Consider the following 13,919-nt stretch of genomic DNA (forward strand, 5'->3'; position numbering starts at 1 on the left):
CGGATGGACGACGGGTTCGACGACGAGTCGCCCGTTCGGTCGCCCGGTCCTAGGCTGCACGTGTGCAAGCGCTGTCTGATCAGGGGTGGTACAACCTTCTCGCCGGTCTCGCGATTCTGGTCGGTCTGGTCGGCATCGTCGTGCCGATCCTGCCGGGCGTCATCCTGATCTTCGCGGCCATCGCCGTCTGGGCCTTTCTCACCGGGGGCGCCACGGCCTGGACGGTTTTCGCGATCAGCACGGTGCTGCTGGTGCTCTCCGGCGTCGTCAAATACACCTGGCCGGGGCGCAGGATGAAGGACGCGGGAGTGTCCAACCGCGCGGTCCTGCTCGGCGCGATACTCGGCGTCATCGGCTTCTTCGTGATTCCGGTGATCGGCCTGTTCGTGGGCTTCGTTCTCGGCGTTTATCTTTGGGAACTCCAGCGGCTGCGCGTCAACCGGCAGGCGTGGCAGGCGACCGTGCACGCGTTGAAGGGCGTCGGACTGTCCATCCTGATCGAACTCTTCGGCGCGTTGCTTGCCACCGGTGTGTGGCTCGCCGGTGTGTTCGCCGTCTGAGCGCTACCTATCGATGGCGGGGAACGGGATCGTGTCGCCCGCGCGGCTTCCCGGGAGTTCGTCGCGGCGCAGCCGGAGGGTCGGCGGTTCGGGCCGGTACAGCGGCAGCGTGGGGGCCGGCTCCTCGCGGACGACACGCTCGCGGGCCGGGAGCCGATAGAACGCGCGCGCGTTGTCCTCCAGCACCGCGTACATGTCGGTGCCCACCACGTCGCAGAGCAGATCCACGTCCGAGTCCCGGAACGGACGTCCGGCTCGGGTACCGGGCAGATCGGTGCCGAACATGAGGGCTTCCGGATTCACCGCGTGCACGCGGCGCAGCGTGTCGGCGACGTTCATCGCGACCCGGCCGAAACCGGTCGCCTTGACCTTGGCTCCACGGTCGACCAGGTCCAGCAGGAAGGGCAGCCCTTCGGCGGACATGCCCAGATGGTCGACCGACAGCGCGGGCAGCTTGGAGATGACCGGTTGCAACGAGGCCAGCATCGTGCCGTCGATGTAGACCTCGACATGCCAGCCGGCCAGCTCGTACGCGCGCAGCGCCTGCAACGTCATTCCGGCGATGTCGGTGGCCGCGCGCTTGAGGTTGAAACGCAGTGCGCGCACACCGATCCGGTCCAGTTCGAGGATCTCCTCGTCGGAGGCGTCGAGATCGAGCCGGGTGACGCCGACCCAGCCCTCGCCGAGTTCGGCGAGGGCGGCCTTCAGGTAGGTCTGGTCCGTGCCCTGGAACGACCCGCTGACCACGGCGCCGCCGCTGACGTCGTAGCGCGCCATGCGCTTCCGGTAATCGGCGATGGTGAACGGGTCGGGCAGGTAGCCCTCGTTCTCGGCCAGCGGAAACCGCGGGTCGAAAATGTGCAGGTGGGCATCGAACACTTGTACAGAATGCCTCAGGGTCGGATTTTCCGCTGCCACAGCAGGGGTGTCGCGATGGCGGCGGAGGGGGTCACTGCGGGGTGATCAGACCTTGTGGGGTTCGCTGGCGCGCAGCATGTCCTCGCGTTCGACGACCTTGACGCGCTCGCGGCCCTCCGGCTCACCGAGGGAGCGTTCGTGCGCGTCGAGGCGGTACCAACCGGCCCAGGTGGTGAACGGGATGCCCTTGCCTTCGAGGAACTCGATGACGGCCTCGGGGTCGGGCCGCTCGGCCGGGGTGAAGCCGGGAGCGTCGTCCAGCAGGCAGGCGATGGTCTCGTTGGCGTCGCCCTTGGTGTGGCCGATCAGGCCGACCGGGCCGCGCTTGATCCAGCCGGTGACGTATGTGGCGGGCAGGTAGCGCGCGGCGCCGTCGGCGTTCTCGTCGATGAGCACGCGGCCCGCTTCGTTCGGCACGGTGCCGGCCTGGTCGTCGAACGGCAGGTTGGTCAGGTTCTGCGACAGGTAGCCGACGGCGCGGTACACCGCCTGCACGTCCCAGTCCTTGAACACGCCGGTGCCCTTGACGTTGCCGGTGCCGTCGAGCTCGGTGCGCTCGGTGCGCAGGCCGACGACCTTGCCGTTCTCGCCGAGAATCTCGGCGGGGGATTCGAAGAAGTGCAGGAACAGCTTGTGCGGCCGGTCGCCCGCGTCGCGGATGGCCCACTGCTCGAGCGTGTTGGCGACCATGTCGACCTGCTTGGAGTGACGGCGCGCGGCTTCGGAGCCTTCGTCGTAGTCGATGTCCTCGGGGTCGACGATGACCTCGATCGTGGGCGAATGGTCGAGCTCGCGCAGTTCCAGCGGGGTGAACTTGGCCTGCGCGGGACCGCGGCGGCCGAAGACGTGCACCTCGACGGCCTTGTTGGCCACCAGGCCCTTGTAGACGTTCGGCGGAATCTCGGTCGGCAGCAGTTCGTCGCCGGTCTTGGCCAGCACGCGGGCGACGTCGAGGGCGACGTTGCCGACGCCGAGGACGGCGACCTTCTCCGCCTCCAGCGGCCAGGTGCGGGGGACGTCGGGGTGGCCGTCGTACCAGGAGACGAAGTCGGCGGCGCCGTAGGAGCCGTCGAGGTCGATGCCGGGGATCGGCAGGGCGCGGTCGGCGTTGGCGCCGGTGGAGAAGATCACCGCGTCGTAGAAGGCCCGCAGGTCGTCGAGGGTGATGTCGGTGCCGTAGTCGATGTTGCCGAGCAGGCGCACCTGCGGCTTGTCGAGGACCTTGTGCAGGGCCGTGATGATGCCCTTGATGCGGGGGTGATCGGGCGCGACGCCGTAGCGGATCAGGCCGAACGGCGCGGGCATGCGCTCGTAGAGGTCGATCGACACCTCGGCATCGGACTTCATCAAGGCGTCGGCGGCGTAGATCCCGGCCGGTCCGGCGCCCACGATCGCGATGCGGAGCGGGCGGGTCTTCGCGGTGTGCGCGTCAGGCCCGGAGGAGGAAGCCTGCGTCACCACGCAGGGCTCGCGGACACCGCCATCCTCTACTGCACTCTGTTCGGTCATCTCTTTACGCGCACCTTTATGGTCGAAACAATTAATGACGTCGGGCTTAGCTTAGGCTAAGTTGACGCACCGGCTCGGTCGCACCCGTCCGGTGCGGACGCCGGCGTCGCCGGCTCGTGGCTGCACGGTGCTCCGTTCGCCGCGGCGTAGAGCTGCCGATTCGCTATGACAGCAGGCCGCCGTCCCGCGATTCTATCGGGATGGCCGACGCCGCCCCGCGTCGGTGCGTGAACTCGACGGATGCCATCGACAGCCACGATTGCCGCTTACCCGCTCGCGCGCGGTCTATCGCCGCCGCTCGCCCCTGGTCGGCGTCGCGCCGGTGTTTGCCCGGGGTCGAGCGCTCGATACCGGCGCCGACCAGGGATCATCGAGCCATGACCGAACAGCAGCCGACCGCGGGCGAGGACGAGATCATCCGGGTCGATCAGACCGATAAACGCTCGGTGGTCCCGTTCGTCGCCGCCGCGGTGGTCGCGGCGATCGTGCTGATCGCGATCGTGCTCGGCGGTGTGCTGTCGCCCGCTGAGAAAAATGTCACAGACGCCGACCGCATCACGGCGGCCGTCCGAAACTTCGTCGACGGTGCCAACCGCAGCGACGCCGTGCCGCCGCCCGGCACCGCGTGCCAGGGCTTCGACGCCGCCCACTCACCGCTGGCGGGCCAGGACGGCGCCGGAAAGCCCGTCGAGATCACGAAAATCGACCCGCCCATGGTGGACGGCGACCGGGGCAAGGCGACCGTCACCACGAAGGTGGACGGGCAGGAGAAGACGACGACCTGGATTCTCGCCAGATCCGGCGACAAGTGGCTGGTATGCACCTGAGCGTTCGCGCAGGGTGCGTCACCGTTTGACACGGTGACCCGGGTCGGTGCAATCTCAGTCGAAGGTCATGAGAACCAGTGTCAAGCCCCGGCATTGCTGGTCGGCAACCCTCCTCCGCGGTGGGGTGCTCCGGGTGACGACCTGGCGGCGCCCTGGTCCCGGGCGCGGCAAGTGCGGATTCGCAGGAGGTGCACATGAGTTATGCCGGTGACATCACCCCTCAGCAGGCTTGGGAGTTGCTGCGGGACAATCCGGAAGCCGTCCTGGTGGACGTGCGGACGGAAGCGGAATGGAGATTCGTCGGAGTCCCCGACACGAGCCCGATCGAACGGCCGACCGTGCTGATCGAGTGGGTCGATTCCACGGGGGCGCGCAACGAGACGTTCGTCGAGCAGCTGAAGCAAGCGCTCGACGGCCATGATCCCGAGGCTCCGGTCGTCTTCCTCTGTCGCTCCGGTCAGCGTTCGGTGGGCGCGGCGATCGCCGCCACCTCGGCGGGCTACCGCACCTCCTACAACGTGCTGGAGGGCTTCGAAGGCCCGCTCGACGAATTCGGGCATCGCGGCGGCTCCGGCTGGCGTGCCCTCGGACTGCCCTGGCGGCAGTCGTGATCACCGGCGGCGCGTTCGACAAGCCGCTGCCCGAGAGCGTCGGCCCCGCGACGCTCGGCGTGCGCGGCGGGCTGCGGCGCTCCGGTTTCGAGGAGACCGCCGAGGCGCTCTACCTCACCTCCGGCTTCGTCTACGAGAGCGCGGAGGCCGCCGAGGCCGCGTTCACCGGCGAGGTCGAACATTTCGTCTACTCCCGCTACGGCAACCCGACGGTGGCCATGTTCGAGGAGCGGATGCGCCTGCTCGACGGCGCCGAGGCGTGCTTCGCGACCGCGAGCGGCATGGCCGCGGTGTTCACCGCGCTGGGCGCGCTGCTGGGCGCCGGCGACCGGCTCGTCGCCGCGCGCAGCCTGTTCGGCTCGTGCTTCGTGGTGTGCAACGAGATACTGCCGCGCTGGGGCGTGGAGACCGTCTTCGTCGACGGCGAGGATCTGGACCAGTGGGAACAGGCGCTGTCCGTGCCCACTCAGGCGGTCTTCTTCGAGACGCCCGCCAATCCGATGCAGACGTTGGTCGACGTGCGGCGGGTGAGCGAGCTGGCGCACGCGGCAGGCGCGAAGGTCGTACTGGACAACGTGTTCGCCACTCCGCTGCTGCAACGCGGCTTCGAACTCGGCGCCGACGTGGTGGTCTACTCCGGCACCAAGCACATCGATGGCCAGGGCCGCGTGCTGGGCGGCGCCATCCTCGGCGCCACGGACTACATCGACGGCCCGGTGAAGACGCTGATGCGCCACACCGGCCCCGCGCTGAGCCCGTTCAACGCATGGACGCTGCTCAAAGGCTTGGAGACGATGCCGCTGCGGGTGCGCCATTCGACGGAGTCCGCGCTGCGGATCGCCCGCTTCCTGGAGAGCAACCCGGCCGTCAGCTGGGTGCGATACCCGTTCCTGGATTCGCATCCGCAGTACGCGCTGGCCACGGGCCAGATGAGCGGCGGCGGCACCGTGGTCACCTTCGAGCTGAACGCACCCGAGAACGAGGCGAAGAAGCGCGCGTTCGAAGTCCTGAACCGGTTGCGCATCGTCGACATCTCCAACAACCTCGGTGACGCCAAGTCCCTGATCACCCACCCCGCGACCACGACACACCGCGCCATGGGTCCCGAAGGCCGGGCCACCATCGGTTTGTCCGACGGCGTCGTCCGCATCTCGGTGGGCCTGGAGGACGTGGAAGACCTGCTCCAGGATCTCGACCAAGCCCTCGCCTGAGCAGGGATCGGTCACATCGGCATGGTGACGCCGGGTGAAGACGGTGCACCGTGCAGGATCAAGTGGCTCGGAACGTCGTCTTTCTTGTCGTTCTTCTTGCCGTTCTTGTTCTTGCCCGGCAGGTCGAAGGCCAGCCGGATCGTGCCGGCGCGGCCGGGCGCGATGCGTGCGAAGTCGTCGCCGGGCGGGTTGAGTCCGGCGGTGGCCGCCGCGTCGGGTGCGACGGAGCGGCCCGCGGTGGTGACCAGCCGTTGACCGGTGACGTCGAGGACTTGGTCGCGGTCGGACACGTTGGTGACCGTCAGCGTGACGATGGTTCGGGAACCGCCGCCGGAGCCCACATCGGTCACGGTGAAAGCGAAGTTTCCGTCGCGCACGGCAGTACCCGGATTCGCGGGTTGTCCGCCGGTCGGGGGCAGCGGAGTATCGGTCGGCGTAGCGGTTTCGCGGGTCGTCGGACCCGCGACGGGCGCGGACCCGATGCCGCCTACCAGCAGCCACAACGCCGCCGCGGCGACGAGCGCCGCCCCTGCGGCGACGGGTATCCATCGGCGCTTTCGCCGACGATGGAGCTGGCCGGTCGGAGCGGGTGAACGTACCTCGGGCGTCGGCTGCGCCGCAGTGGCGGCGGTCATGACGCGAGTTCGCGGGCGGGCGGCCGGTGCCGGGAGAGGCGGGGCCGGTCGCGCGACCGTGGACCGGGCCAGAGCGGCCGACGCCGCCGCGGCGAGTTCCCCCGCGCTGCCATAGCGTGCGTCCGGCTCTTTGGCCATTCCCCGGGCGATGACGTCGTCGAGTGCGGCCGGGACGCCGTGGGCCGCCCGCGAGGCGCGCGGCGGCTCGGCCATCAGATGCGCCCGCATCTGTTGTGCCGGATCGCCCGCGCCGTAGGGCGGTTGTCCCGTGAGGGTCTCGTAGAGCACGCAGGCCAGCGAATAGACATCCGACCTGGCATCGACCGTGCCGGTGAATCGCTCCGGCGCCATGTACCCCAGCGTGCCGACCACCAGCCCGGTGGCGGTGAGCGCGGTGCCGTCGGCGGCGCGGGCGATACCGAAATCGATCAGATATACGAAACCGCTGGTGTGCAGAAGGATGTTGCCCGGCTTCACATCGCGGTGCACGAGTCCGGCCGCGTGCGCGGCGTCCAGCGCCTCGGCGGCCTGGGCGATGACGTCGACGGCCCGATCCGGCGGCAGCGCGCCCGATCGCAGCCGGGTGCCCAAGTCGACGCCATCGATGTAGGCCATCTCCAAGAACAGATGGCCGTCGACCTCGCCGAACGCGTGGATGGGCACGATGTGCGGGTCGCGCGCCCGAGCGCCCAGCCGCGCCTCCCGCTCGAAGCGCTGGCGATAGAGCGAATCCGCGGTATACGCCGCGGACAGCACCTTGAGCGCCACGGCGCGGCCCTCAGGGTCGTGTGCCAACCACACCTCACCCATGCCGCCACGACCCAGCAAGCGTTCGAGCGAGTAGTTCCCGAACGTGCCACCGGCGCTCTGCACGGACATGCCTCGACCGTATCGCCGGGTTTCGTCGCCATCGCGGGCGGGAGGGCGTCCGCTTTCGTGCTGTCGACGCCGCACGTTACGCGGAGAAGGCTTCGTCAGGCATCGGCGGTGCGCTCGATGTCGGTGAGATGGGCGATGTTGGCCCGGTCGTCCGGGGACGAGCTCGGTTCGGTGGTGAACCAGGAGTCGAGGATCTCCCGTAGCTCGGCGCTGGAGGTCGAACGCAGGCTCAGGGCAAGGACGTTGGCGTCGTTCCAGGTGCGGGCGCCCGCCGCGGTCGAGGCGTCCGCGCAGAGTGCGGCGCGGACACCTGCGACCTTGTTGGCCGCGATCGAGGCGCCCGTGCCGGTCCAGCAGCAGACGACGGCTTGGTCGGCGTGGCCGGAGGCGACATCGCGGGCGGCCGCTTCGCTGGCCCAGGCCCAGTCGTCGCGTTCCTCGTCGGACAGCGCGCCGTGCAACACGAGTTGGTGGCCGCGCTTGCCCAGTTCGTCGACCAGTTCCGCGGCCACTCCGACCCGCTCGTCCGCCGCCACCGAAATTCGCATGCGTTCAGCGTAGTTGCCGGTTCGCGGGCAGTGCGGACGATCGTTCGCATTGACAGTATGCTGTCAAATATGACAGCATACTGTCATGATGAAGACCGTGCACATGGCCGTTTACGACACACTCGCCGACTGGGAGGTGGGCGCGGCGACCGCGCACATCAACAAGCCGAGCTGGCACCGGGAACCGGGAACCTGGCAGGTGAAGACGGTCGGCCCGACCGTGGAGCCGATCACGACGATGGGCGGCATGCGCATCGTGCCGGATGTCGTGCTCGCCGAGCTGACCCCCGCGGACAGCGCGATGTTGATCCTGCCGGGCGCGGACACCTGGGAGGGGCCGCACTTGGATCCGTTCGCGCACAAGGCACGCGAGTTCGTGGACGCCGGTGTTCCGGTCGCCGCGATGTGCGGTGCGACATTCGGCTTGGCCAAGGCGGGTCTGCTCGACACTCGCGAGCACACCAGCAACGTCGCCGAATACCTTCGCTACAGCGGGTATTCGGGTGCGCACCACTACGTCGACGAACCGGCCGTCACCGACGGTGACGTCATCACCGCCGGGGCGAGCGCGCCGTTCGAGTTCGCGCGCGAGGTGCTCGGCAGGCTCGGCGTGTACGAGCCGCATGTGCTGGATGGCTGGTACGCGTTGTACGCGCACTCCGATCCGGCCGGATGGGCGGTGCTGGCGGAATACGACGCGCAGCACGCGTGAGCGAGAATCGTCGGTGATCCGGCCGGATCGCCGGCATCGGGAGGCGACGCATGACCCCAGAACAGGAATTGTTCGCCGCGGCGGCGATCACGTCGTTCCGTTTGAACGGTCAGTTCCTCGGCGTGGCCGAGGAACTGGCGCGACCGGCGGGCCTGACCGCCGCTTGGTGGCAAGTGCTCGGTGCGGTGCTGCGTGCGCCGCTACCCGTCGCGGGCATCGCCCGCGAGATGGGCATCACCCGCCAGAGCGTCCAGCGCATCGCGGATCTGCTCGTGGATAAAGGGCTCGCCGAATACCAGCCCAATCCCGCCCACCGGCGCGCGAAACTCGTCGCGGTCACCGACGCGGGCCGGGCCGCGGTGCACCGCATCGACCCGCAACACAAAGTGCTGGCCGAACGGCTCGTAAACGAACTCGGCCGCGATCAGCTCGCGCGCACCGTCGAGGTGCTCACCACGCTGTCCGCCGCGATCGACGCGATCACCACGGACGGCGCCTAGCCGCGCCGACCAACGACGATCGCGTTCGACCGCAGCGTACGTCGTCGTAGGCGGAAGTGCGGGTCGCGGGAAGCTTTTCGCGCGCCGAGCCTCTGGGCAGCGGCTGTTGTCGGATCGCCGAGTGCCTGGTCCCCGGCGGGCTTCCGAGACCGAGGAGGCGGCAGCGGCGGCGTGGTTCGTCGCAGGTCCGGACGTGTCGCTCAGTCGGCGAACGGGGACTCGGTCTTCCCGATCAGGTCGGCGACGGAGTCCACCACCATCGTGGGGCGGTAGGGGTAGGCCTCGAAGGACGCGCGGGTGGAGATGCCCGAGGTGACCAGGATCGTGCGCATGCCCGCTTCCAGGCCGGAGATCACGTCGGTGTCCATCCGGTCGCCGATCATCACCGTCGACTGGGAATGTGCGCCGATGCGGCGCAGCGCGGAGCGCATCATCAGCGGGTTCGGCTTGCCGACGTAGTACGGGTCGCGTCCGGTGGCGCGGGTGATCAGCGCGGCCACCGAGCCGGTCGCGGGCAGCGAGCCATCGCGGGACGGGCCGGTCGGGTCGGGGTTGGTCGCGATGAAACGGGCGCCTCGCTCGACCAGCCGGATCGCGGTGGTGATGGCCTCGAAAGAGTACGTGCGGGTCTCGCCGAGGACGACGTAGTCCGGGTCGCTGTCGGTCAGCACGTAGCCGATCTCGTGCAGTGCGGTGGTGAGGCCGGATTCGCCCACCACGTAAGCGGTGCCGTTGGGGCGCTGTTCGTTCAGGAAGGTGGCGGTGGCCAGCGCGGAGGTCCAGATCGCTTCTTCCGGGATGTCGAGCCCGGTGTGCCGCAGTCGCGCCTGCAGATCGCGCGGCGTGCGGATCGAATTGTTCGTCAACACCAGGAACGGTGTCTCGTTGGCGCGCAGTTCGGCGAGGAACTTGTCGGCGCCCGGAATGAGATGGTCCTCGTGCACCAGCACGCCGTCCATATCGGTCAAGTAGGACAGGATCGGCTCGTCGTCTGCGCTCACGCGGCCATTATCCGCTATCGCCCCGCGCCGGCCACCGCAGAAACATTTCGCCCCCGCCGCGGTGTTCTCCGCTGTGAAGATCATCCGCGTCGGGCCGTCGGCGCGGAGGGCGGCAGCGTTGACTACTGTCGATGACGGATCGCGATGGCGGCGAAACGAAACGCGAGGAGCGTGCAGATGAGCGGACTCAAGCTCGGATACAAGGCATCGGCGGAGCAGTTCGGTCCCCGTGAACTCGTCGAGATCGCGGTGCTGGCCGAGCAACACGGCTTGGACAGCGCCACCGTGAGCGACCATTTCCAGCCCTGGCGGCACAAGGGCGGACACGCGCCCTTCTCGCTGGCCTGGCTGGCCGCGGTCGGTGAGCGCACCCAGCGCATTCAGCTCGGCACGTCGGTGCTCACCCCGACGTTCCGCTACAACCCAGCGGTGATCGCGCAGGCATTCGCCACCATGAGTTGCCTGTACCCCGATCGCGTGATGCTCGGTGTCGGCACCGGTGAGGCGCTCAACGAGATCGCCACCGGCTACACCGGCGAATGGCCGGAGTTCAAGGAGCGTTTCGCGCGCCTGCGCGAGGCGGTCGACCTGATGCGCGCCCTGTGGACCGGCGACCGCGTCGACTTCGACGGCGAGTACTACAAGACCGTCGGCGCCTCCATCTACGACGTGCCCAAGGGCGGTGTCCCGATCTACGTCGCCGCGGGCGGCCCGCTGGTCGCGCGGTACGCCGGACGCGCGGGCGATGGCTTCATCTGCACCTCGGGCAAGGGGATGGACCTCTACACCGAGAAGTTGATGCCCGCCGTCGCCGAGGGCGCGGCGAAGACCGGCCGCAGCGTCGACGACATCGATCGGATGATCGAGATCAAGCTCTCCTACGACACCGATCCGGAACTGGCCAGGGAGAACACCCGGTTCTGGGCTCCGCTGTCGCTCACCCCGGAGCAGAAGCACAGCATCACCGACCCGATCGAGATGGAGGCCGCCGCCGACGCGCTGCCCATCGAGCAGATCGCCAAGCGCTGGATCGTCGCCAGCGACCCCGACGAGGCTGTCGCCCAGATCAAGCCCTACATCGACGCGGGCCTCAACCACCTGGTCTTCCACGCCCCCGGCCACGACCAGCGCCGCTTCCTCGACCTCTTCCAGCGCGACCTGGCCCCCCGCCTCCGCGCTCTGGCCTGACCGTCCACGAGTGGCACACCACGGAGAGGTCTTCTCGGGCCGATGCCGCAGTGGTGTGCCACTCGCGAAGTCACGCCCGGCGGAGGGCGAAGATGCGCAGGTCGCGGGTGGTGCGGGAGCGGTAGGCGGCGTAGGCGCCGGTGATGTCGACGAAGCGTTGGAAGATCGCGTCTTTGTCGGGAGTCTCGACGGGGGTGGCGGTTACCCGGATGCGTTCGCCCGCGATCGCCACCGTCGCGGTGGGGTGGGCCAGGAGGTTCGTGGTCCAGGCCGGGTGGTGCGCCTGGCCGAAGTTGCTGCCGATCACGTAGAGCGTGTCGCCGTCGTGCACGTACAGCAACGGCTGGGTGCGCGGTTGGCCGGACTTGCGTCCGATCGTCGTCAGCAGGATGACCGGCGCGCCGATCGGGCCGAGCACGGTGTACTTGGCATGGGTGCGCTCCAGGACCGCCCGGTCCAGTGGCGTGAGGGCCCGGACGAGTCGGGAGCCGGGCTTGGTGGCCGCGAATCTGCTTGCCGCGCGAGCGAATAGGTTGGTCCGCGAACCCCACTGCCGGTCCGGAAATTGCTCAGCCATGCCCGGACTATAGCGGCCCGGGATATCGGCTTCGGCGGCTTCGCGCCAGCACGTATCGAACCTCGCCGAGCAGGCCCCGGTGGGTGACGATCGTCGCGCGGCGGGTTCCGGTTGCCGCTGGTTCACTAAGCTCTGGGACATGGCCGACAACGCTCCATCCGCCGTGTACATCGCCTCTCCCGAAGGCGACACCGGTAAGTCGACGGTGGCCCTCGGGGTACTGCAGACGCTGTGCGCGACGACCGCGCGGGTCGGGGTGTTCCGGCCGATCACACGCTCGACCACCGAACCCGACTACATCCTCGAACTGCTGCTCGAGCACAGCACGGCGGACATCGACTACGCGCAGGCGATCGGCACCACCTACGAGCAGGTGCACGCCGATCCGGACGCGGCGATCAGCGAGATCGTGCTGCGCTTCCACGAGGTCGCCAAAGCGTGCGACGCGGTGGTGGTGGTCGGCAGCGACTACACCGACGTGGCCAGCCCCAGCGAGCTGCGCTTCAACGCCAGGATCGCGGTCAATCTGGGCGCACCCGTGTTACTGGTGGTCCGCGGCGCCGGGCGCACTCCGGACGAGGTGAAGCAGCTGGCCGAACTGTGCGCGTCGGAGCTGGCGCACGAGCACGCGCAGCTGGTCGCCATCATCGCCAATCGCTGCGACCCGCAGCGGCTGGACGAGGTGAGCGCGGCGCTCGGCGGGTTCGACGTCCCGTCCTGGACACTGCCCGAGGTCCCCTTGCTGATCGCCCCCACCATGGCCGAGCTGTGCGCCGCCATCGACGGCGAGATGTACAGCGGTGACCCGGAATTGCTGCACCGCGAGGCGCTGAAGGTCATGGTCGGCGGCATGACCGCCGAGCACATCCTGGAACGGCTGACCGAGGGCGTGGTGGTGATCGCGCCGGGCGATCGGTCCGACGTACTGCTGAGCGTCGTGAACGCGCACGAGGCCGAGGGCTTTCCGTCGCTGTCGGGCATCATCATGAACGGCGGCCTGCTGCCGCATCCCGCGGTGGCGCGGCTCATGACCGGCCTGAAACCCAAGTTGCCGATCCTCACCACCGAGCTCGGCACCTACGACACGGCGGGCGCCGCGTACCGCAGCCGCGGCCGCATGTCCGCGGGCAACCCACGCAAGGTGAACACCGCTCTGGCTCTGATGGAGGAACACGTGGACGCCGCGGAGCTGTTGCGACGCATCGACGTTCCGCACAGTCCGGTGGTCACGCCGCAGATGTTCGAATACCAGCTCATCGAGCGCGCGCGAGCCGATCGCAAACGCATCGTGCTGCCGGAGGGCGACGACGACCGTATCCTGCGCGCGGCCGGACGGGTGTTGCAGCGCAAGATCGCCGATCTGGTCATCCTCGGCGAGGAGACGGCGGTGCGCGCCCGCGCCGCCGAACTCGGGGTGGACATCTCCGCCGCGCAGGTGCTCGACCCACGCAACTCCGGCTACCTGGACGAGTTCGCCGCCGAATACGCCGAACTGCGCAAACACAAGGGCATCACGCTGGAGCGCGCCCGCGAAACCGTCGCCGACATCTCGTATTTCGGCACCATGATGGTGTACAAGGGGATCGCCGACGGCATGGTCTCCGGCGCGGCGCACACCACGGCGCACACCATCCGCCCGTCGCTGGAGATCATCAAAACGGTGGAAGGCGTCTCCACCGTCTCCAGCGTGTTCCTGATGTGCCTGGCCGACCGGGTGCTCGCGTACGGCGATTGCGCGGTCGTGCCGGATCCGACCGCGGAGCAGCTGGCCGATATCGCGATCTCGTCCGCGGCGACCGCCGACCGCTTCGGCATCGAGCCCCGGGTCGCGATGCTGTCGTACTCCACCGGCGAATCCGGTAGCGGGGCGGACGTGGACAAGGTGCGCGTCGCGACGAAGCTGGCGCGCGAGCGCGCACCGAAGTTGCCGGTGGAGGGGCCGATCCAATACGACGCCGCGATCGAACCGACCGTCGCCGACGCCAAGCTGCCCGATTCGGAAGTCGCCGGGCGCGCCACGGTGTTCGTGTTTCCCGACCTCAATACCGGCAACAACACCTACAAGGCGGTGCAGCGCAGCGCGGGCGCGATCGCGATCGGCCCGGTGCTGCAAGGTCTGCGCAAGCCGGTCAACGACCTGTCGCGCGGCGCGCTGGTGGCCGACATCGTCAACACCGTGGCGATCACCGCCATCCAGGCGCAGGACAGCTGATGGGTGCGTTCGCCGTCGCGGCGCGGGCGCG

Annotated in this window: 14 protein-coding genes and 1 riboswitch; of the genes, 8 read left to right on the plus strand and 6 right to left on the minus strand. The window is 68.8% G+C overall.

The window, feature by feature from the left end; genetic code table 11:
* Nucleotides 1–62 precede the first annotated feature (62 nt).
* Nucleotides 63–560 (plus strand): DUF456 domain-containing protein, encoded by a 498-nt coding sequence (locus ABZW96_RS05315; RefSeq protein WP_355071554.1) that lies wholly within the window; start codon nt 63–65, stop codon nt 558–560.
* Nucleotides 561–563: 3 nt separating this feature from the next.
* Here the strand turns inward: ABZW96_RS05315 and ABZW96_RS05320 are convergent, their stop codons facing one another.
* Together ABZW96_RS05320 and ABZW96_RS05325 are read right to left on the minus strand one after the other, a co-directional pair.
* Nucleotides 564–1,439, minus strand: a complete 876-nt coding sequence (locus tag ABZW96_RS05320; protein ID WP_355071555.1) for an amidohydrolase family protein — start codon at nt 1,437–1,439, stop codon at nt 564–566.
* Nucleotides 1,440–1,523: 84 nt separating this feature from the next.
* Nucleotides 1,524–2,987: an FAD-dependent oxidoreductase gene (locus ABZW96_RS05325; RefSeq protein ID WP_355071556.1), complete on the minus strand. Its 1,464-nt coding sequence runs from the start codon at nt 2,985–2,987 to the stop codon at nt 1,524–1,526.
* A gap of 377 nt (nt 2,988–3,364) precedes the next feature.
* On the opposite strand from ABZW96_RS05325, the gene ABZW96_RS05330 reads away from it, so the two are divergent.
* The 3 genes from ABZW96_RS05330 to ABZW96_RS05340 all read left to right on the plus strand — a co-directional run bounded on the left by ABZW96_RS05330 (nt 3,365) and on the right by ABZW96_RS05340 (nt 5,636).
* The gene (locus ABZW96_RS05330; RefSeq protein WP_355071558.1) at nt 3,365–3,814 is read left to right on the plus strand and encodes a hypothetical protein; all 450 of its coding nucleotides are present in this window, start codon (nt 3,365–3,367) and stop codon (nt 3,812–3,814) included.
* A 63-nt stretch (nt 3,815–3,877) separates the two neighbouring features.
* A riboswitch (SAM riboswitch) is annotated at nt 3,878–3,994 on the plus strand.
* A 14-nt stretch (nt 3,995–4,008) separates the two neighbouring features.
* Nucleotides 4,009–4,425 carry a rhodanese-like domain-containing protein gene (locus tag ABZW96_RS05335; protein WP_355071560.1) on the plus strand — a complete coding sequence of 139 codons (417 nt, stop codon included), beginning with the start codon at nt 4,009–4,011 and terminating at the stop codon, nt 4,423–4,425.
* On the plus strand, nt 4,422–5,636 hold the full coding sequence (locus tag ABZW96_RS05340) for an O-succinylhomoserine sulfhydrylase (RefSeq protein WP_355071562.1): 1,215 nt from the start codon (nt 4,422–4,424) through the stop codon (nt 5,634–5,636). Before ABZW96_RS05335 ends, ABZW96_RS05340 begins: the two co-directional genes overlap by 4 nt.
* A gap of 11 nt (nt 5,637–5,647) precedes the next feature.
* Here the strand turns inward: ABZW96_RS05340 and ABZW96_RS05345 are convergent, their stop codons facing one another.
* Both ABZW96_RS05345 and ABZW96_RS05350 read right to left on the minus strand, forming a co-directional pair.
* The gene (locus tag ABZW96_RS05345) at nt 5,648–7,150 is read right to left on the minus strand and encodes a serine/threonine-protein kinase (protein WP_355071564.1); all 1,503 of its coding nucleotides are present in this window, start codon (nt 7,148–7,150) and stop codon (nt 5,648–5,650) included.
* 95 nt (nt 7,151–7,245) lie between these two features.
* Nucleotides 7,246–7,698, minus strand: a complete 453-nt coding sequence (locus ABZW96_RS05350) for an RpiB/LacA/LacB family sugar-phosphate isomerase (protein WP_355071565.1) — start codon at nt 7,696–7,698, stop codon at nt 7,246–7,248.
* An 88-nt stretch (nt 7,699–7,786) separates the two neighbouring features.
* On the opposite strand from ABZW96_RS05350, the gene ABZW96_RS05355 reads away from it, so the two are divergent.
* Nucleotides 7,787–8,410 (plus strand): type 1 glutamine amidotransferase family protein, encoded by a 624-nt coding sequence (locus ABZW96_RS05355; RefSeq protein ID WP_355072113.1) that lies wholly within the window; start codon nt 7,787–7,789, stop codon nt 8,408–8,410.
* A gap of 50 nt (nt 8,411–8,460) precedes the next feature.
* Nucleotides 8,461–8,910, plus strand: a complete 450-nt coding sequence (locus tag ABZW96_RS05360) for a helix-turn-helix domain-containing protein (protein ID WP_355071566.1) — start codon at nt 8,461–8,463, stop codon at nt 8,908–8,910.
* Nucleotides 8,911–9,110: 200 nt separating this feature from the next.
* On the opposite strand, the gene ABZW96_RS05365 is transcribed toward ABZW96_RS05360, so the two are convergent.
* Nucleotides 9,111–9,869, minus strand: coding sequence for an HAD-IIA family hydrolase (locus ABZW96_RS05365; protein WP_355072115.1), 759 nt, complete (start codon nt 9,867–9,869; stop codon nt 9,111–9,113).
* A 219-nt stretch (nt 9,870–10,088) separates the two neighbouring features.
* On the opposite strand from ABZW96_RS05365, the gene fgd reads away from it, so the two are divergent.
* Complete coding sequence (fgd, locus tag ABZW96_RS05370; RefSeq protein ID WP_355071568.1) at nt 10,089–11,099, plus strand: glucose-6-phosphate dehydrogenase (coenzyme-F420); 1,011 nt, start codon at nt 10,089–10,091, stop codon at nt 11,097–11,099.
* Between the two features lie 70 nt (nt 11,100–11,169).
* Here fgd and ABZW96_RS05375 read toward each other — a convergent pair whose 3' ends face one another.
* Nucleotides 11,170–11,676 (minus strand): nitroreductase/quinone reductase family protein, encoded by a 507-nt coding sequence (locus ABZW96_RS05375; protein WP_355071569.1) that lies wholly within the window; start codon nt 11,674–11,676, stop codon nt 11,170–11,172.
* Nucleotides 11,677–11,815: 139 nt separating this feature from the next.
* Here ABZW96_RS05375 and pta point away from each other — a divergent pair, with 139 nt between their 5' ends.
* Nucleotides 11,816–13,888, plus strand: a complete 2,073-nt coding sequence (pta, locus tag ABZW96_RS05380; RefSeq protein ID WP_355071571.1) for a phosphate acetyltransferase — start codon at nt 11,816–11,818, stop codon at nt 13,886–13,888.
* Nucleotides 13,889–13,919 lie beyond the last annotated feature (31 nt).

The sequence above is a fragment of the Nocardia sp. NPDC004168 genome (assembly GCF_040610355.1).
In the GTDB taxonomy this organism is placed as follows: domain Bacteria; phylum Actinomycetota; class Actinomycetes; order Mycobacteriales; family Mycobacteriaceae; genus Nocardia; species Nocardia sichangensis.

Bases quoted from the DNA above. Each gene is read 5' to 3' on its own strand.
- ABZW96_RS05350 (WP_355071565.1), bottom strand. From the start codon at position 7,698: ATGCGAATTTCGGTGGCGGCGGACGAGCGGGTCGGAGTGGCCGCGGAA.
- ABZW96_RS05330 (WP_355071558.1), top strand. From the start codon at position 3,365: ATGACCGAACAGCAGCCGACCGCGGGCGAGGACGAGATCATCCGGGTC.
- ABZW96_RS05335 (WP_355071560.1), top strand. From the start codon at position 4,009: ATGAGTTATGCCGGTGACATCACCCCTCAGCAGGCTTGGGAGTTGCTG.
- ABZW96_RS05325 (WP_355071556.1), bottom strand. From the start codon at position 2,987: ATGACCGAACAGAGTGCAGTAGAGGATGGCGGTGTCCGCGAGCCCTGC.
- fgd (WP_355071568.1), top strand. From the start codon at position 10,089: ATGAGCGGACTCAAGCTCGGATACAAGGCATCGGCGGAGCAGTTCGGT.
- ABZW96_RS05355 (WP_355072113.1), top strand. From the start codon at position 7,787: ATGAAGACCGTGCACATGGCCGTTTACGACACACTCGCCGACTGGGAG.
- ABZW96_RS05375 (WP_355071569.1), bottom strand. From the start codon at position 11,676: ATGGCTGAGCAATTTCCGGACCGGCAGTGGGGTTCGCGGACCAACCTA.
- ABZW96_RS05360 (WP_355071566.1), top strand. From the start codon at position 8,461: ATGACCCCAGAACAGGAATTGTTCGCCGCGGCGGCGATCACGTCGTTC.
- pta (WP_355071571.1), top strand. From the start codon at position 11,816: ATGGCCGACAACGCTCCATCCGCCGTGTACATCGCCTCTCCCGAAGGC.
- ABZW96_RS05365 (WP_355072115.1), bottom strand. From the start codon at position 9,869: ATGGACGGCGTGCTGGTGCACGAGGACCATCTCATTCCGGGCGCCGAC.
- ABZW96_RS05345 (WP_355071564.1), bottom strand. From the start codon at position 7,150: ATGTCCGTGCAGAGCGCCGGTGGCACGTTCGGGAACTACTCGCTCGAA.